The 19,118-nt window shown below is 52.3% G+C and carries 14 protein-coding genes and 1 tRNA gene; 4 read left to right on the top strand and 11 right to left on the bottom strand.

Translation table 11 applies throughout. From position 1 onward, the window contains the following. Positions 1–119 precede the first annotated feature (119 nt). The 3 genes from I6I12_RS04205 to I6I12_RS04195 all read right to left on the bottom strand — a co-directional run bounded on the left by I6I12_RS04205 (position 120) and on the right by I6I12_RS04195 (position 4,457). Positions 120–2,027, bottom strand: a complete 1,908-nt coding sequence (locus I6I12_RS04205) for a glycosyltransferase family protein (RefSeq protein ID WP_234288172.1) — start codon at positions 2,025–2,027, stop codon at positions 120–122. Then, entirely contained in the window at positions 2,024–3,493 is a 1,470-nt protein-coding gene (locus I6I12_RS04200) for a hypothetical protein (protein ID WP_200288810.1), read from the bottom strand. Before I6I12_RS04200 ends, I6I12_RS04205 begins: the two co-directional genes overlap by 4 nt. Before the next feature lie 187 nt (positions 3,494–3,680). Continuing rightward, a complete protein-coding gene (locus I6I12_RS04195; RefSeq protein ID WP_200288809.1) occupies positions 3,681–4,457 on the bottom strand; it encodes a DUF6270 domain-containing protein in 777 nt (258 codons plus the stop codon). Between the two features lie 309 nt (positions 4,458–4,766). Here I6I12_RS04195 and I6I12_RS04190 point away from each other — a divergent pair, with 309 nt between their 5' ends. Beyond that, on the top strand, positions 4,767–5,474 hold the full coding sequence (locus I6I12_RS04190) for an ABC transporter permease (RefSeq protein ID WP_234288190.1): 708 nt from the start codon (positions 4,767–4,769) through the stop codon (positions 5,472–5,474). Continuing rightward, positions 5,464–6,309, top strand: coding sequence for an ABC transporter ATP-binding protein (locus tag I6I12_RS04185; protein WP_234288171.1), 846 nt, complete (start codon positions 5,464–5,466; stop codon positions 6,307–6,309). Before I6I12_RS04190 ends, I6I12_RS04185 begins: the two co-directional genes overlap by 11 nt. Here I6I12_RS04185 and I6I12_RS04180 read toward each other — a convergent pair. Further along, positions 6,292–7,668, bottom strand: coding sequence for a glycosyltransferase family 4 protein (locus tag I6I12_RS04180; RefSeq protein ID WP_200288808.1), 1,377 nt, complete (start codon positions 7,666–7,668; stop codon positions 6,292–6,294). The genes I6I12_RS04185 and I6I12_RS04180 overlap by 18 nt on opposite strands. Before the next feature lie 173 nt (positions 7,669–7,841). Beyond that, the gene (locus I6I12_RS04175) at positions 7,842–9,179 is read right to left on the bottom strand and encodes a glycosyltransferase family 4 protein (protein ID WP_200288807.1); all 1,338 of its coding nucleotides are present in this window, start codon (positions 9,177–9,179) and stop codon (positions 7,842–7,844) included. Between the two features lie 251 nt (positions 9,180–9,430). Between I6I12_RS04175 and I6I12_RS04170 the strand changes: the two genes are divergently transcribed. Next, positions 9,431–9,503: transfer RNA gene (locus I6I12_RS04170), tRNA-Asn, on the top strand. Between the two features lie 78 nt (positions 9,504–9,581). Here I6I12_RS04170 and I6I12_RS04165 read toward each other — a convergent pair. From I6I12_RS04165 to I6I12_RS04150, 4 genes are all read right to left on the bottom strand, one after another. Further along, a complete protein-coding gene (locus tag I6I12_RS04165; RefSeq protein ID WP_200288806.1) occupies positions 9,582–10,955 on the bottom strand; it encodes an NAD-dependent succinate-semialdehyde dehydrogenase in 1,374 nt (457 codons plus the stop codon). 98 nt (positions 10,956–11,053) lie between these two features. Next, entirely contained in the window at positions 11,054–12,259 is a 1,206-nt protein-coding gene (locus tag I6I12_RS04160; protein ID WP_200288805.1) for an oxygenase MpaB family protein, read from the bottom strand. Between the two features lie 43 nt (positions 12,260–12,302). Beyond that, entirely contained in the window at positions 12,303–13,670 is a 1,368-nt protein-coding gene (locus I6I12_RS04155) for an oxygenase MpaB family protein (protein WP_234288170.1), read from the bottom strand. 44 nt (positions 13,671–13,714) lie between these two features. Beyond that, positions 13,715–15,082: an oxygenase MpaB family protein gene (locus I6I12_RS04150; protein WP_234288169.1), complete on the bottom strand. Its 1,368-nt coding sequence runs from the start codon at positions 15,080–15,082 to the stop codon at positions 13,715–13,717. Positions 15,083–15,546: 464 nt separating this feature from the next. Here I6I12_RS04150 and I6I12_RS04145 point away from each other — a divergent pair, with 464 nt between their 5' ends. Then, entirely contained in the window at positions 15,547–16,614 is a 1,068-nt protein-coding gene (locus tag I6I12_RS04145; RefSeq protein WP_200288804.1) for a PDR/VanB family oxidoreductase, read from the top strand. An 11-nt stretch (positions 16,615–16,625) separates the two neighbouring features. Here the strand turns inward: I6I12_RS04145 and I6I12_RS04140 are convergent, their stop codons facing one another. Beyond that, positions 16,626–17,549 carry a DMT family transporter gene (locus I6I12_RS04140; RefSeq protein ID WP_023021023.1) on the bottom strand — a complete coding sequence of 308 codons (924 nt, stop codon included), beginning with the start codon at positions 17,547–17,549 and terminating at the stop codon, positions 16,626–16,628. Positions 17,550–17,716: 167 nt separating this feature from the next. Beyond that, positions 17,717–19,090 (bottom strand): acetyl-CoA carboxylase biotin carboxylase subunit, encoded by a 1,374-nt coding sequence (gene accC, locus I6I12_RS04135; RefSeq protein ID WP_023021022.1) that lies wholly within the window; start codon positions 19,088–19,090, stop codon positions 17,717–17,719. Between the last annotated feature and the right edge of the window lie 28 nt (positions 19,091–19,118).

The raw sequence follows: 19,118 nt of genomic DNA, 5'->3' as shown, positions 1-19,118 counted from the left end.
ACCCCTCCTCGGGAGAAAAAGTATTTTCAAATTTTAATTCGACGTTTTAGAACCGCAGTGCATTATTCCACAAAGGGGACGCTCCTACATCGAAAACCCTTGGGGAGCACGCGGTCCATCTAGCATTCAACAGCCTCGAAATTCCGACCAATCCCCACGACCTGCCCATTAGCCAAAAACGATGCATTTGAGACTTCCCAAGTATGTTGTCCAGCATTTCTCATCTGAACAAAGTTGAAGCGGTCTGTGGAATATATTTTCCCCCCTTTCCTCAAAAGAGAACGAATAAACGCAGTGTCTTCCCCTCGGGAACGCGCCTCAAATTTATTTTCCGCAAACGTATTGCGGGGACCGAAGAAAGTAGGGCCAGCTACGAAGTTCGTCCAGCGATGTTCCCTCTCCGGCCGCCTAACTATCAGCAATTCTTCATTGCCCAAAAACGCATAGTTTGCCTGTTTGCCTACCAGGTCAGCACCAGAAAAGGACCACGAGTTATACATATCCAAAAGATATGAAGCAAAGTAAAAATCATCATCATCAAACTTGGCGATGAAATCGCCTGACGAAGCAGCGATACCTGCATTTAAGCACTCTCCTAGCGAGGAACTTCGCTCCTCCCTAAGTACACGGTATTGATGAACTTTCGCCTCCTCAGCGAAGTTTGCAATCTCCTTGTCACCAACTTGAATCCCGTGCAGAACCAAAATCAGCTCGACATCCACTCCGGATTGCCGACCTACCTGCTCAAATACATGCTTCAATTGCCCTTCCCGCACCGTAGAGCAAATAACACTAACTTTTGGTTTAGTCTTCAGACCTTCAGATTCAGAGGGACTAACTCGTTCCAAAATCTCCATTGCCCGAGTTGTATAGGTATGGCTCTCCCAGATCCTTCTTTGTGCCCGATGTACCAGCCTGTCTCTCAACTCAGGAGAATTAACCAAGGCACGAATAGACAACGTGGCTTCTTCCCTACTATCTACAAGCACTAATTCAGTAGAAGGAAAAGTCTCCTCAAGTGCCTTGCTCCATGTAGAGACTACAGGCGTGCCAGAAGCAAGAAGTTCAAACACTCTACGGGAGCACATACTGGGACTGTCAACTACAGAGTTCACATTTAGGAAGACTTTGAAATTCTTGTAAGCCGCAATCATTTTTTCGTACGGCAGAGACCCCACGACTCTTTGGGAAAACGGCTGCGGGAAGAGATAGCGCTCGTCTTTTCCCTCGAATCTAGAGAAGATACGGAGACCGTCTTCAAGATGCCCTGATGCATCCATAGCTCCGCCCAGCAGCATCTCCATTTGCTCACGGCGTTCTGGATATTTGTGAGCAAAATACATGCCCGCAAAAGCCACGTCTCCTTTCTGATAGTTAGGCATATCAGTCCGGATAGGGTTATGAATCGCAGGCTGAGCAGCAAAGCTCAAAGGCCACACTCGATCATGCCCCAACGCGTGCTTATAGGCATCTACCAAATTGACATCGCTCGTAAACACGAAATCAAACAACCGCGCAGTATCTAAGAATTCCTCAAAATGGGGAGGGTCCTCTTTATTCCAGAAGGCCGTAGGAATCCCAAGTTGTTTGCATTGCTCGACGATCACGGAAAGCGCGGTGCTGGGAGCGGAACCGCCAGTCAATTGGTACTTCCAGGCTCCTCCATTTCCGTCCCAAGCACTCTCGACCAAGAATAAATCAAGCTCATAGGATTTAAGTTTCGATTCTTCCCCGGGCAAGATTGGCACGATTGAAAATTCCTCTCCCCATGCCAGGAGAGAAAATTCATCCATGATTACGCCAACGCATAGGTCCTTGAATGGGCTTGTCCTGTTAGTTTTCCCTTGGGCGGTTACTGCCAGTGGGTCAAACGTAGCGGTCCTTTTGCTTACCGTTCCTACGTTAAATCGCCTTTTAGTCTGGCGTATTAATTCAGAAGGGCCTTCATCTCGGGCCACCTGACGCGCCCGTTTAAAATAATATTCAGTTTTATTCACCATCTTGTTTAATTTTCCATTTTGAGTCACAGAGGCCACCCACTCCAACGAATTATTGTTTTGTACACTGCTTTGTTTAACCGATTCTCGTACGACAAGTTGAGCATTGGCCAGATTATTCTCCTAGTATTGAACGGAAGACCTATTGAGGGCCCTAACTCATATTCGGAGTATCCCGCAGCCGCCCAACTGGTCATTCGATTTTCCCAATAATAGAGGTCATAGAAGCTTGCAAGCGACGAGGAGACTGAATCTAGCTGGGTATAAGCTATGTACTCCTCCATCTCTGCGACAAGGCGAGAATTGGAGGAGAATTTACTCGTCGTAAACTTTCCGGCTAGGATTTCGCCGTTAACCGGACTCTCGGTCCTATCTTTATAAAAGACTGTGCCGATTTCACCACCGATCCCAAAAAGGACTACGGATTCTTTGGGGAAGTTCTGCCACAAAGATTTGGCTAAAGCCGGAAAACGAGCCCAAGTAGGAAACGATCGTTTGTACGCGGAAGCAAACTTTCCTTCAAAAATGAACGGTTCCACTTTCACTACCTTGTGTTGCAGACCAGACAGCATAGCTAGGAAATTGGCTCCTTGGAGGTCATTGATCCCTAAAGGATCCTTTCTCTCCGCGAAAATGTAGGTCATAGCTTTGGTGAAGTGCTTTTGGAAAAGATCAATACACGACAACAGCACTACCAAAGAATCTTGGCCTGAGGTCAAAGCGAGATAGGTTTTATCAGAGGTATTGAGCCACGCCGAAGTCTGCACCCTAAGCTCACCAATCAGAATGCGAGCGACCTCTTTTGGCGAATACTCCGCGGATATTCGGTGCTTTTCCAATGGGAAAATGCGGGAGTGCAGGGCCCTTTCCCCGTCAAAAGACAGCACACAATTAGCACTTACTAGCTCGGTGCAATCATGCGGCGTAATGCGGCCTGGCAACCATTTTCCCGCAGCACTCACATAGTCAGGATTTGAAAGAACCCAATATGCCCGCTTCCTCGAGAATTCTTCTATCTCTCTAGCGACCAACGCAGAATGCGATGCAGCGAAAAGTTGTTTATTTCTGACGGTCCAGTAGCAACTTCTGCTTGCCATTGCATCTACGTGAATACGCCACCGGTCTTCACACCCGGCGATAAGGACAAACCGGCCCCCTAGCCACAGGACGTACTCATCAATCGCCTCGAGGCTATTTCCAGACAATATTAAATCAGCAATACGGTCAGCGATGAGGTCGCTATCAGATATTCCTTCCTCCGAGTCGATAGCAAGCCCCAGCACGGCAACTGAGACTCCACGTTTCTGGGCCAATGCAACAGGAAGGTTTTCTTCAACCCGAAGGCGCCCCTCACCTAGAGCCAGCTCCTTCCAACGCGGTGAAGGCGGTGGTTGAAGGAACCCTTGGTTGCTGAACTCATATCCACGCGAAAAAGCCCGCACTTCCCCGCTACTGCTAGACGTTCGCCGTTTCTCTCCCACCGCAGCGTCTGACAACCCGCGCCAAGCTCCTTGCAGGGTGGATTTCGCGTTTTCGTCCAATTCCGGTCCGAGAAAGCGAGTACCCACAGTCGCCTCGACTCTGGAACGCCCCCGGTATACTCGCGCTCTAATACCGTGCGGGATTTGACGAGCTCTCTTCAGCAAGGAAGCCGGCAAACCTTCTAGTTTCATATCTATGCCGCTAATTCCTGGTCTGGTGCACTGATTTCTTAATCTCGTACTCCATCGAAGCATACGCCGAACGAGTGAAGTGGAATGGTGCATTTCCCCACTTATGGTTCTCGTCAGCTACTGTGCCGTCGATCCTTGACACAGTAATCCCCAGCCTTTCTAGAACCACGTAATATCTACGGAACATCTCATTATACTGCGAGGCAGATAAGCCACGTATCCGGCCAGTCTTCTTATTGTCTGAGCGATACTCGGCCCATTCCGGTGCCAAGACTAGGCATTTTTGCTTCAACCCAAGAAAATCCAAAAACTCAGTAAATAAAGCTGCAGCCCCCTGCCAACGCTGGAAGTGCTCGGCGGACCCGAAAGGAATCTTTCTGGCCTTTTTCAGAATTTGGGGCATGCCCTCCAGCCGCCTGATTTCCGCGCTATTGGTAGCAATGCTCCCATCTGGAAACTCCCAAACCCCGGTCCGCTCAACGACCAAGTCCCAGACAAAAACATCAATACCGTTTTTCTTCGATATCTCGCGCATGAGGTTTCCCGACAAATCACTCTCTAACATGCGCTGCTGGAAAGAGCTTTTCAGTTTGAAATCAGGAATGTTGGATTTCGCGTCTGAGCCCACGGAAAGTAGAGACTGACGCGCCACATAGCGGAGCACCTTGAAGTCGGTGTGCTTCGCAAACTCAACAGTGTCCCGACTCACACACCCACCAAAAATAAAGGTATGGACAGGCGTGGCTTCTTCTTTGGAAGATGCCGGCTCAAAGTTTCCTAACTGCATACGATGATTCTAGACTATCCTCAGTGACAGCTTAGACCGTAACTACAGAGCAATCATCACAGTGGAGAAATTGTGGAATCACAATTGAACAACGACAGCGACAGTGCTCCCAAGGGAACCAACGCAAAACAAGAAAAGCCCAAGCGCGTTAAAAACGCTAGTTTCCGCAACTTGGAGCTCGTCGACGATTCCCAGTTATATAACCTACGGAGCCGAGATAACCTAGCGTCTTATACTCGTTGTCTTTTTGACCGCCGACATTTCATCTCGGCTTATGCACGCAGTAAATCGCTTAGCCGAGGTAGAAATATGTTCCTCGGACGCGCTTGGCTTATCCTTCAACCGATCCTAGACGTGGCAGTCTACGCTTTCATTTTCGGCTACGTTCTTCACGTATCTAGGGGAATGGACAATTTCATTGGCTTCCTAACAATCGGTGTAATTTACCTCAAATTCGCAACCGGCGGTTTGTCAGCTGGCACTTCCATCATCCGTGGATCTAAAGGGTTGATTAGCAGTTTTAACTTCCCCACAGCAGCCGTCCCTATTTCAACGACTATTAAGCAAATGATCGACCATGCAATCCCCGCCATGGTTGCGATAGTAGGCGCACTTCTTTTTCAGCTCGATAAAGGAATTTCTTGGACCATCATTCTAGTGGTTCCCTTGTATTTCTTAATCCACTGCTTCTCGCTCGGTTGCATGTTCATTGTGGGACGAGCTACAGCATTTATTCCCGATCTAAAGTCAGTGGTGGGAATCATCAATCGAGGTCTCTTTTTCATCTCGGGTGTATTCTTCGATCTGAGTAAATTTGATAAAAATCCTCATATTCAAGCGATCATGCAAGCTAATCCCATTTACCAGTTTCTTACCGCGGTGCGACAGCTGGTTTTGGACGGTGAGGTACCGCCCTTAGGCACTTGGCTGTATATTGCAGCTTGGTCATTCGGGCTATTGATTATTGGATACTTCTACTTTTGGCAAGCCGAGGAAAGGTACGCAGTTGTCAAATAACCCAACGGTTGTCGCTCGTAATCTCAAGAAGTCCTACTACCTTAGTCGCTCCGGTTCTGAGCATGTTTTATCCAAAAAACTTTCGAAGCATACTGTGGAAGCAGTAAAAGGTGTTAGCTTTGTAGCTTATTCTGGAGAATCGATCGGCATCCTGGGGAAAAACGGCTCAGGAAAGTCAACCCTTCTACGAATGATTGCTGGGTCATCAAAGCCCGATTCCGGTGACGTGTTTGTTTCCTCCCAGCCCACCTTGCTCGGCGTCGGGGCGGCTCTCCAATCAAATTTAAGCGGTCGCCAAAATATTAATTTAGGCCTCTTGGCAATGGGGCTAACCCCAGCGGAATCTTCGAAGCTAGTGGATCCGATTATCGATTGGGCGGATCTCCGGTCTGCAATCGATCGTCCCTTAAAGACTTATTCGTCGGGCATGAAATCTCGCCTGACTTTTGCGATCTCTACAGCAGTTCGACGCGAGCTACTACTAATTGACGAAGCCCTTTCCACCGGAGATTCCACGTTCAAAGCTAAGGCTAAGGATCGTATGGACGAGTTTCTCGCTGGATCCGGAACAGTCTTTCTCGTGTCTCATGGTGCCGCGACGATTCAAACGCACTGCACTCGTGCCATATGGCTGCACGAAGGCGACATGATTGCTGACGGAGATGCGGAAACCGTAACTACAACTTACCGTGTCTGGGGAAACAGAGTTAGTACGGGAAAACTTGAAGAAGCTGACCGCATCATCAAGCGGCAACGGAAGGCGTTTAAACCGCACAAAATCCTACTGGATTCTGAGGCCGCAAAGTTCTTGACCCATTCATCTTCCCCTCAGTAGCTCTAAGTACAGACCCTCCAAGCTGTGCGCATTCCGCTCCCATGATCGCTTCTTGGCCCATTCTTCAAGCTCCCGAGGATTCACGATGAGTTCCCCCTGCCGGACTAAATCAACTGATTTGGCCAGCGCGGAGGGGTTATCCGGTTCAACTTCAACCATTAATCCACCGGTGATTTCCTTTAACGCTGGTAGGTCAGTTCCGATTACCGGTACTCCGCAGGCCATCGCCTGTAGCGGCTTAAGCGGAGTGACTTTCCTACAAACTTCAACGTCTCGCCGCGGTACCACGAACACATCCAAGGCAGCGTACCAAAGGTGAATATCAGTAGCCGGCTGCTTACCAGTAAAGACAACCCGATCCTTCAAATCAAGCTCATCGGCTAGGTCTTCAAGACCTGGTCGAGCCACTCCATCTCCTACGATAATGAGAGTTGCGTCTGGAATCTCCTTCATCGCAGCTATAGCAATGTCTAGCCCTTCGTAATCCACGACTGAGGTAATTGCACCGATTAAGAACTCGTCGCCTAGGCCCAATCGTTTTCGGGCGTGCGCTTTGTCAGTATGAGTTTCAAGCTGATCAGCTTCCAGAGCGTTCGGAACGACCTTGATTTTCGATTCTGGAACGCCTCGACGCGTTAGGTCCTCTTTCGACACCTCACTTAACGCTATTACTTGATTTGCAGCCATCATCGCCGCTGTTTCGGCCTGACGCGCTAATTCAAAAAACTCCGAGCTGCGGCGTTTTTCTGGGTCTGGAGACTGCGAAGCCCACGTGCTCTCGGGCTCGCCTCGGACCTCATAGATCCATGGGACGTCAAGTAGAGCGGCTGCGCGAGCCACCACGCGCGCGTTTGTGTACGGGGTGGTGGTGTGAAGTATGTTTACTTGCTTTTCCCTCGCGAGTCTTACTAGTTGGCGGACGGCCAGATCCTCCTGGCGAGTAATTGAAAACGGAGCAAATAAGGAGCCCAACACGAAATATTCGAGACCATCGTTGACAAAATATGGACCATGATGGAATCTACCGATATTCTCCGGATATCCGTAGCGCGTACAAGCAAACGCTTCTACTCCCCTTGCCCTTAAACTCTTGAATAGTGCTTTAGACCGAAGCGTGTATCCAGATTGGGTATAGGGCAATGCATTCGTGAAATGAAACAGTACCCGCGGGGCGGCTGCGCTACCGCTGCGTTCAACTGCTCCCTCAAAGCATTCAACTGACTGGAGTTGCAGAAGTTTCCCGCGGAGATATCTCTCAAACGAAAACGTCAATGGCCTAAGGAATCGCGCCTTTTCCAGCTGTTTTATCGCCCTACTCAATTCCCCGGCCTCGGCGGTCTCGTACCCGGGGATCCTCATTGCCGAAAGTACAAAGTGCGCCCCCTTCACACATGCTCGGGCTACCTTGGACTCTGAGTTTAAGCGCACGAATTCAACCATTTGATTCGAAAATCGCACAGGATCCTGTACAAGTCCCACAACATTGATGGACCAAAATTTGATGACCGAGCGACCAATTCCAGCAGGCATGCTTATGACTCCATCTGCTTCAAGAACTTAGCAATCAAGCTGGGCACAACGTTGTTCCGTTCGTTCTCAACCCAATGTTTAGCTCTTTCGCTAGCCTTGAGAGACAATTCGCCCTGAGCTAAGGCACACCATAGGTTCGCTAGAGCTTCCGGCGACTCGGGAGGAACCGCATAACCGGCTTCCAAGGACTCGATCAACCTGACCGATTCCCCGGCTACAACACCTGTTATTGGCACCCCGTACTCCATAAGCTCGAACAGTTTAGAGGGAACAGTTCTTTCTAATGGCTTCCAATCAGTTAAATGGACAAGCGCGGTATTTGCCCAGTCGTAATAGTCTGAGATGGAGTCAGCTGACTTCCGCTTAATGAAAGTTGCGGGAACTTTTCTTTGCTTTGCATAATCTTTTACTGACAAGCGAGCATCTCCTGCGCCCACGAACTTTAGCTCAATCGGCACTCCACGCTCCGCCGCGATCACCGCTGCATCAATCACGTTTTGAAGTCGTTGGGCGCGACCTATAGTGCCGGCATACAGCACCTTTAGAGGTCCTTCCCCTGAGCCTGGAGCCTTCTTCTGCCCCAATCCCTCTCGGGGAAAAACATTCCGGATAGTAACCATATTGTTCAGAAGCTTTGAGTTCTTCCGCAGCTGAGGTCGATTCTGAAAATCTAATTTCAAATCTTCTGCCGTAAAAATGACACCTTGGGCTTTCCCCAAGACGTAGTAGAGAGTCCTGGCAACCACAAGACTAACGAACTGAATCGGCCCTCTGCTCAAGATTTTATGCTTTAGCGAAGCACTCTTGATCCCCTTATTCCACTCACTCGAATAGGCTAAGAGGTCGGGCCAGGCGTCTCTTAAGTCGATAGCAAATTTCGCCCTTGAGATTTTCGCTGCTACAAAGGCGACCACGGCGGTTGGCAAAGCCGGCACTGTACCTATAACCAATTCAGGCTTCCAAGATTTCCAAAAGCCAAACTCTACTAGTACTGCATAGAGAGACCCCAGAGCGATGCCTGCTTGACCGATTGCACGCTGTATTAATGAGCCACCGCACGGGATAAACCCACTCCGGATGACTAAATCTACGGCGTCATTCTTTTCTTCTTCTGTTCGAGGACGGAAAAGAGATGCGCTCCACCAGTGCTTAATAGAGGCCCGTCGAACAGAAGCCGGCGGAGGAGCAATGACTCTAATCTCGTGGCCTTGAGACTTTAGAATGCTAGCGATCCATTCCCAGCGACGCTGCGGCACGTTACTTTCTGGCGACCAATACTGCGAAATGATGAGGATCCGCAATTTTCTCTCTTTCGTTAGTACTAAATCCGTCGCTCTCAAGCCTCAATAGCGTACTGATCCACTATTTCCAGCTTACTGGTTCCCATAGAACTAGCCTTCTTACCCACCATTTTTGCACAGGAACCCCCGTGAGTGGAGTCCTGACCCATTCCTGACGCGTTCCCGCTACATAAGGACAACGAATTCAGTCATTTTACCGCCGTGTGCTGGCAATTTGTTGAAATCGCATGAACCCTATATAGTTATTCCTCGTTGCACAGAGAACAGCAAGTTCGAAGTACATCATTTATTCCTCCATAGCTCAGTTGGCAGAGCATTCGACTGTTAATCGAAGGGTCACTGGTTCGAGCCCAGTTGGAGGAGCAAAAATCCCGCTTAGCTTTGCTAAGCGGGTACTTTTGTATTGAGCCCTATTACCTCTGGGCTAGAACGGCTTGTGGCCTAGTCGTTGATGTACAGATACTGCTTATTTACGAACTCATCTAGGGCAAAGACAGAAAGTTCGCGGCCGTAGCCGGAATTCTTGATTCCGCCGAAAGGCAGCACTGGGGAGAAGTACTGTCCCAGGTTGACGTGGATCATTCCGGTATCGATCTGGTCAGCCACGTTGGTGGCACGCTCGGTGTCCTCAGAGAAGACGGCGCCGCCCAGACCGTAGTTGGAGTTATTGGCTAGCTCCACTGCTTCCTTTTCGGAAGAGACCTTATAGATTTCGGCCACAGGGCCGAAGAACTCCTCATAGTAGGATTCGGAGCCTACGGGGACGTCGGTAAGCACGGTTGGCGTGTAATAGGCCGCGGTTTCATGCAGCTCGCCACCGGTACGGATGGTGGCGCCTTTGTCCACGGCGCGCTGGACCTGCTTGTCTAGGTTCTCCGCGGCACTGCGCGAGGACATTGGGTAGTACTGGTTATCCGCTGGGCTGGAAGGATCACCTTGTTCCATTCCCTCGGCGATGCGCACCATTTCATCAACAAACTCGTCGTAGATATCCTCCATGACGATGATGCGCTTATTGGAGGTGCAGGCCTGGCCGACGTTCTCGATGCGCTTGACCCAGGCTTCCTCAGCCGCCTTAGTGATATCGGCGGCATCGAGAATAATATACGGATCAGTGCCGCCGAGCTCCAGCACAGCCTTCTTAAGGTTGCGGCCGGCGATTTCCGCAATGGCGGCGCCGGCACGCTCAGAACCAGTGAGAGAAACACCCTGGACGCGCGGATCAGCAATAACGTCCGCAATCTGGTCATGATCGGCATATATATTGATGTACACGCCCTCGGGCAGGCCCGCCTCGCGGAAGATCTCCTCGATAGCAGCGGCGGACTTCGGGGTAATTTCGGCATGCTTTAGCAAAATGCAATTGCCATTCATCAAGTTCGGTCCGGCAAAGCGTGCGACCTGGTAGATGGGGTAGTTCCACGGCATGATACCCAGGAGAGAGCCAACGGGAAGGCGGCGAACCACGGCCTTTCCGCCGGGTACATCGACTGGCTTGTCTTTATTGTGCTCTGCCGCGTTATCCGCATAGAACTGCAGGATATCGCCGGAGAAGTTGATCTCCCACTCCCCTTCCGGGGTGGCCTTGCCCATTTCTTGGGCCTCAATCTTGGCTAGTTCGCCCTTACGCTCCTTAAAGAGCTCAGCAGCACGGGAGACAATCTTGGCGCGCTCGTCAATTGGGGTCTTACGCCAGGTTTGAAAGGCCTCGTGAGACTTGGCTAGTGCATCCTGAATCTGCTCGTCGGTAAAGGTATCGAAGGTTTCTACCACTTCATTTGTGGCGGGGTTGGTAACTGCGTAGCCCTTAGACATCGGGACTTCCTTCCTATGGGGTGTTGATATTGATGTACATCGCGCAGGCATTGTGCCTGTCACAACAGTACGCGACTTTTGTTAGCCATGTCACCGATTTAAGCGCCGACGGCCATCGAGCCGTCCTTCATTTTCACGCCCTCATCCTGCTTCATGTAGGTGGCATCACGGGTAAGCATCTGGCGGACCATGTCCTCATTCTTCTGGATTTCCGCCTCGAGGGCTTCCTTGTCTTGGCGCAGCAGGTCAAAACGTTCTTGCACTAGTGGGGCTTCCATCTCCAAGATGGGCTGCATCACGGACTGCGCCACGCCACAGGCATCAGCCACCTCATCGCCGTGGATGATGCGCACGTGCGCAGCGGTCCAATCTGTAAGTGTGTCTTCTGGGAAACCAGTGAGTTCCCTAGCATTGACAACGAAGCCAGACATCAAGGCATCGACAAGCTGGCGGGCAGCCTCGTTAATCTCGCCGTCGACGGCATGGATGGCGTCCATGGTCTCCTGTGAGGCCTCTACGCCATCCTCGCCGCGGAAGAGATCGGGACGGATTCCCAACATGCGGCCGACTATCTTCCACAGGTAGAACACATCCTTTTCTTCTTCCGCGGTGAGCTGCCAGCCCATGCGGCGCAGCCCGGCATATGGGATATACGTGAAATCGAACCAGGTGCGCAGCATGTCGAATTCACTAATCGGCGCACCATAGTCGGAATAGTCCAAGCCTTTGCGGTTATGTACGCGGCGCACATGAGCGTGAATCGCGCGCACCATGCCTGTATGAATAAAGCCCTCCCCTCCTGGCTGCAAAGCATCCGGCAGGTAAAGCGAATAGGTCCAATTTGTGGTGTAGGCAAGGCGCTTGACTGCACCGTCAGTAAGCTCACCGGTGTTAACCAAAAGGTCAGCGATGGCCGGGGTAGCATACGTATGCACCAAGGAACCAGGGCCCAACGCCAGACCGTGACTCAACGGCGGGATGGATAGGTAAGTGCGGCGACCACGCTCAAGCTTTTCGGCGTCTAGACCAGCAAGCGCCTTGGTCATATCCTCAATCAATGCCGCTACCTCCGGCAGGGTATCGTCATCGGCGGTGCCGCGAGCTAAGGCCTCGCGCAGGTTGGGCATGATTTCTTTGACCGTATGACCGCTGGTGAATAGGGCGTCTGCCACGGGATCCATAGCCCAGAAGGCCTCTTGGTAGCGGTCTGCGCGCTGCGTGCCATACTTGGCCACAAATTCTTCGCGGCTACCGCGGCCGGCCGGCCATTCATTTACGGTGCTCAACGGTGCTGGTGCATTCATTGTGGTTTCTCCTTATAGTCTGGTGAGAGTTGGTGAAGTCGGTTTAGCTGCGGGCTTCTTTCGAGTCATCGTGCAAGGTGTAATCGGACTTGGTATCTGGTTCGTTCTTAGCGATGTAGTCTTTGATCACCTCCGTCACCGCAGTCCAAGGGGGCTTGCCGTTATTGGCTCGCTTTATCCTGGCCCTTTTCGCACCTGGCAGCTTGTCCCGAATTCGGGCCGCACGAGCTTCCGCTTTAGCGGCTGCCTTGAAGAGGATGGCCCAAGGCCTAAAGTTGATCTTTTCCCAGCGTGTGCCCTGCACCATAAACTTGGTGTCTTTCTCGCCGCAGATGGTAGATAGTGCGCCAAGGGCAACGTGCGGCACGAGGGGGTTGAGGCTTTCTAGGATGGACATCAGCGCGGTAGCCACACGCTCGTGGTAAGCAGAGGAATATCCGCCATTGCCATAGATGTAATCAGTCATCTTGCGCATTTCATCGCCAGTTTTAGGGATAAGGCGCTCCTCCGCTCCCATCATGTAGAGGATGTATCCCCAATACTGAGCCACGTCATCCCACTCCTGGCCGCTATGCGGACGGCCAAAGAACTCGTCGATTGCAAGCGGCATCATGCCAAACCAGCCTTCTCCAGAGACGAGGAAACTGGAGCCGATTGGACGCCCGAACTCGTTATAGTGCTCCGGACCCCACATCTTTTCCAATCCGCGGTTTGCCTGGGCGTGGAGCAAACGCACGCGCACCGCCGCCTTGCGTCCCTCACCAAAACGCTCGAAAACGTTCTTCTTTCCTAGATCCACAAAGAACTGTGCAGTCTCAATAGACCGCTGCATGGCTTGGAACTCGAACATTCCGGTCTCACCTGTGGCCGCTGAGGTGCGGTCCTCCAACGTGGTTGCCCAATAAGCAAAGGCGATAGCAAGAATCTCTGAGGTGCGGGTGACGTTGTAATAGGCTACGCGCCCGCGTTCGGCGGCCTCGAGGTCTAGCCAACCTGGGATCCGATCTACTTCTTGGAAAAACTCCACCAACTCAGGGGCAGGTTCACGCACCGTATCGATGCCCTGATTTAGCGCCTGCTCGAATTTTTTCCGCGATTCCTTCGCTCCATCGCGACGGAAGGCTTGGGCGAGCTTCTCACCCGTCTCATCGGTTTGCCACATGTGGTCATCTAAAAGGCGGGTTTGCGCAGTACCGTAGCCCTCCCAAGAATCTTCCACTGAGTGCCAAGAATCAAAAATATTATGGCGCAACACGGACCAGCTCGGGGTGGGGGTGCGCCGCTTAGGTGCCGGGCGCAGCGGCATTCCATCGCGGTAAAAATAGCGGAAATCCTCATAAGGATTATCGGACATCGGCAAAATCTCTGGCTGAAGGGCTTCGCTCGCCAAGGGCTTCGTGGGGGTTGACATTCGAGTCACTTCACTTTCTAATCTTTAAGTCGGTAGCGCGGGATCTAACGCTTTGCTTCTTTCGAATCGTCGTGCAAAGTCCAGGCCACCTTGACGTCAGGCTCGTTATTTTTGATGTATTCCTGCACCTCTTCCAAGGCGTTCGACCACGGCGGGCGACCTTGAGTAGCTTTCTGCTTCTTATAGGCTTCAGCGTCTGGTCGTTGGTCCGCTTCGCGGGCTTCTTCAGCCTCTTTACGGGCCTTTTCCTCAAAATCCTTCGCAGCCTGGCTAAAGTCCAATTCGGCCCAACGGGTCCCCTCCACCATGAACTTGGTATCTTCAGGGCCAACCAACGTGGCCAACGAGCCCAGCATTTCTAGCGGCAGATTGGGATCCATTTGTTCCACAATGGACATCAGCGCAGTGGCAACACGCTGGTGATACGCGGAAGACCGCCCACCATTTGCGTAAATGAAGTCGGTCATTTTGCGCATCTCATCACCATTTTTTGGAATGAGACGGTGCTCTGCACCCATCATGTGCAAGACATAAGCCCAGTACTGAGCTACGTCATCCCAATCTTGTCCAGAGTGAGGACGACCGAATAGCTCGTCAATGGCTAGTGGCATGAGCGCAAACCAGCCCTCACCCGAAACGAGGAAGCTCGAGCCAATCGGCCGTCCGAACTCGTTGTAGTGTTCTGGGCCCCATAGCTTTTCCAGTCCCCTATTAGCCTGTGCATGCAAAAGGCGAACGTGCACTGCCGCTTTGCGGCCTTCCCCAAAGCGATCAAAGACATCCTGTTTGCCCAAATCAACAAAGAACTTGGAAGTCTCTAGCGCGCGCTGCATCGCTTTGAATTCGAACATGCCGGTCTCACCCGTGGCCGCAGAGGTGCGATCCTCCATGGTGGTAGCCCAATAACCAAAGTTGAAGGTGAGCAAATCTGCGCTTGGCGTGGCATTGTAATAAGCCACGCGTCCCCGCTCAGCGGCCTCCAGATCAATCCACTCAGGAATGGTATCTACCTGCTCAAAGAAGGCAACGAGTTCTGATGACGGTTCTTCGACGGTTTCGATGCCCTTATTTAGAGCTTGCTCAAAGTCGGCCCGAGCTTTCTTTGCGCCATCGCGACGGAAGGATTCAGCCAAAGCGGCGCCTTGTTCATCCGTTTGCCACATATGGTCATCTAGGAGTCGTGTTTGGGGCGTGTCATACCCGGCCCAGTCATCGTGGACAGTGTGCCACTTGTCAAAAATATTATGGCGAAGCGTGGACCAACCCGGTTTGTCTACGCGCCGCTTAGGCGCCGGGCGTAGCGGCATTCCATCGCGGTAAAAATAGCGGAAATCCTCATAAGGATTATCGGACATCGGCAAAATCTCTGGCTGCGTGGTTTCGCTCGCCAAGGGCTTGGTGGGGGTTGACATTGCAGTGACTCCCTTTCTTCACTCAAGTGTGAGACCACACACTGTTGAACAATATGTGCTCTATGTCACCTTTAATACGTAGTGGTCATCGTATAGAGAGTCAGATTGCACCGCAATGGAATTCGCGGAGGTTTACCCATTTTGCTCTGCTTTAAACTTTCAACAGTGGACAGAAGGGCTTGAATTACACCCCCTACCATGAGAAATAAGACAGAAGGATGCGCCAGGAAATCTTTTAATTTGAAGCCTTCACCCACCCATGTGGGTGTATCGAATGCGCTTAACTGGCCCAGTGTTACTACATGAGTGACATAGAACTCAGTTAGTGGCTACTATGTCCTCAATTACTTTAAAAGCTGAATGGCGTGAAGTGGTGCCGCGAGATGCGAATGGGCCGCACAGCGTTAGAACGCTTCACAGGCTTCCCTCGCTCCGCCCACGCCATTGAGCAGAAAGGGGCCACAATGGACGAAACTTCCTTAAAACACTCTCCGGCACGAGGCACAGCAAAACGGAGCGAAGGTTCGCGGCTGCGGGCCACAGTACAGCAGGTCACCCCAGTCGCTGATGACCTTATGGTGCTGGAATTCTGCTTTAAGAAAGGAGCGAAACTCCCCGACTACTCCCCTGGCTGCCACGTAGACGTCACGCTCACCGGGCCAGAGGATACGGAGTTAGTGCGCCAGTACTCCGTTTTTGAAATGCCATCCAAAGAGACCCCCTGTGGCGGCGCCGGTGCGGATTCAACCTACGGCATCGCCGTTAAACGCGAAGAGAATTCGCGGGGTGGCTCCCTTGTCATGATGCAACTTCGCGCGGGCGATGAGTTACTCATCTCCCCAGCGCACAATAACTTCGAACTCGTTGACACCGCCAGCTACTATGTGCTCGCCGGCGCCGGTGTTGGTATTGCGCCTATGCTTTCCATGGCCCAATCGCTACAGCGCCAAGGCAAACCCTTCATGGTTCTCTACTTCGCCTCTAGCATTACCCGCGCCGTACTGCTGCCCCAATTGCGCAGCATATGCGGCGATAGTCTCATTGAAGTTTTTGGCTCACCCCGTGCACGGCAAGAAGAAATCTACCGACACCTGTTGTCCCAAGCCCCGCAGGAAACAGTGTTTTATGTATGCGGTCCGCAAGGGTTCATGTCCGGCGCAAAGGAGGTAGTGCTGGACTATCTTCCCCACCAGAATTTCCACTGGGAAAACTTCCACCCTGATATGGAAGCGCTTAGCGGAGAGAAAAATGCCGGTGCAGGCGATTGCGCTTTCGACGTGGAATTTTGTGGGGAAACCGTACACGTTCCAGCCAATGTCACTGTACTCGAGGCACTCGAGGAAGCTGACTTGCCGGTGATGTCACGTTGTTTAGAAGGCACCTGCAGCACCTGCGTTATGAAAGTGATAGAAGGCGAGCCAGATCATCGAGATTCCGTCTTTAATGAACAAATGCATGCAGACGGCGCCTTTGCGCCCTGCGTTTCACGGTCACTGGATAGACGCCTGGTGCTCGAGCGCTGGCGCCGCTAAGGCACTACGCTTTAGAGCGAACGCACCATCACGACCCCAATGATGACTAAGGCCAGTCCCACTACGCGGTGAATAGGGGGCAGTCCCCGGCGCGCATGCCCCCAGCCGAGCGACTCTACTACCTGACCGCACACAATTGATCCCACCAACGATCCAATCACGGTCGTTCCCGTGCCCAAGATGGGAGAAAGCGTAGCCCCACCAACCACGAAGAGTGCCCCAAGGACTCCACCGAACCACATCCACCATGGACCAGGGGCGGGACGGGTGAAAAGAGCACGCCGCGGACCAAGGGGGACAATAGACAGCACTGCAAGCAAAAGCACGCCGACCGCTAGAGAAATCTCGCCGGCGGGAAGGGGGCTGCCCAATGCACGGCCGAGGAAGCCGTTGACAGCAGTTTGGGTTGCTGAGCCCATTCCAATAAGAACCCCAAAAAGCCGCCACAACCACAGCTTCACACCACTGGCTGTGGCGTGCGTAGTAGCGGCACCGCGCCCGATTTCCAATACCAACGCGATTCCCACCAACACCACGGCCACCCCGAGGATGCGCAGCGGGCCGACTCCAACGTGTGGGGAATTAAATATGCCGGTGGTATCGCAAAGCAGGCCCATTGTTACCTGCCCCAAGATAGGCAAAATAACGGTCTCCACGCTGCCGATGCGAGGGAAAAGCAGAATATTTCCCACGATGAAGGAAACTCCCATAAACCCGCCGAGCCACACCCACCAAGGCTGTTGCGCAGCGGTGGCTAAATCCGGAATTAGGTGGCCGGTGAGCGCAAGAGCAATAAGCGCAGAAACGAACAAGCCAATAATAAAGGAAAAGAATCCCGCCACAATTGGGGAGCCAACGCTTTCACGAAACCGCGTATTAATGGCCGTCTGTACCGGCACTATGGCGCCGACCAGCAGGGCGGCAATGACCAACATAGGGCGTCCTTTCTTATAAGCAGCTGGGGGCATCGCCAAGCATGGTTTCTGCCACATTGCACAATGCAGAAACACTGAAAGTGCAGGCCCAGGGTTGTGGGACCTGCACTCTCGGAGTGGCGGCAGCACTGCCATGAGATGGTGCGGGCTAGCTACCAGAAGATTTATTAATCCGCGGGAATGGAGTCAGTGTTCTCCAGTAGCTTGGCCACATAACCGGTATTGAACTCACCGCTGCGGAACTTTTCGCTATCGAGCAACATCGCCTGGAACGGCGCAGTCGTCACCACGCCCTCCACCTCTAACTCATCGATAGCGCGCAGCATTCGAGCGATGGCTTCATCGCGATCTTCTGCCCACACGATAAGTTTGCCGACCATAGAATCATAGAAAGGTGGGATGGTGTAGCCGGTTTCGATGTGGGTATCCATGCGTACACCAAAGCCGCCTGGAACGCGATAGTGTTCGATCTTGCCGGGGCGAGGAGCGAAGTTTTGGTTCGGGTCCTCAGCATTGATGCGGCATTCAATAGCGTGGCCGCGTATCTCAATATCATCCTGCCTGATGGACAACTTCTGTCCAGAGGCAATGCGTAGCTGCTCCTTGATGAGGTCCACGCCGGTGATCATTTCCGTGACCGGGTGCTCGACTTGGATACGGGTATTCATCTCGATGAAGTAGTACTTGTTTTCCGTGTTGTCGAAGACGAACTCGATGGTACCGGCGTTTTTGTATTTAACTTCCTTGCACAGGTTGATGGCAGCTTCCTGCATACCCGCTCGGAGTTCCTCGGTCAGGACCGGGGACGGGCCTTCCTCAATAAGCTTCTGGTTACGGCGCTGGGAGGTACAGTCACGCTCTCCCAAGGCCACGACGTTCTCTCCATCCGAAAGCACCTGAATCTCAATGTGCCTAATATCGGTGAGATAGCGCTCGATGTACACCGAGGGATCGTTGAACGCCGATTCGGCCTCGTTCATGATCTCATTGAGATCTTTTTCCAGCGTGTCCTCGGATTCAACCACGCGCATGCCACGACCTCCGCCGCCGGCTGCAGCCTTAATAAGCAGCGGGAAGCCTGTGTTGCGGGCGACTTCCATCGCCTCATCAATTTCGGTGACTACTCCATCGGAGCCGGGCACGGTGGGCACCCCGGCAGCTTGCGCGATGCGCTTTGCCTCGATCTTATCCCCCATCAAACCGATGTGTTCGGCAGAGGGACCGACAAAGCCGATGTTTTCTTCTTCCACCATGCGTACAAAGTCGGGCTTTTCAGATAGGAATCCGTAGCCGGGATGGATGGCGTCAGCCTTAAAAGCCATGGCCGCAGAAAGGATGAGCTCGGGGCTGTTATAGCTTTTCGCAGCGTTGGCTGGGCCGATGCAGACTGCCTTATCAGCTAGTTTGACAGGCAAGGAATCCTTATCACCCTCGGAGTAGACGAGGATGGATTTTATCCCCAGCTCCTTGCAGGCGCGGATAACGCGCAAGGCGATCTCGCCGCGGTTGGCAATCAGAACGCTATTTAAGAGATCTGACATGTTTTCCTCCAGATCGGTGTGCGGGAAC

It is taken from the genome of Corynebacterium kefirresidentii (assembly GCF_016599755.1).
In the GTDB taxonomy this organism is placed as follows: Bacteria; Actinomycetota; Actinomycetes; order Mycobacteriales; family Mycobacteriaceae; genus Corynebacterium; species Corynebacterium kefirresidentii.
Note: the sequence above shows the minus strand (reverse complement) of the source record. Positions and strands in the feature narration are given on the sequence as shown.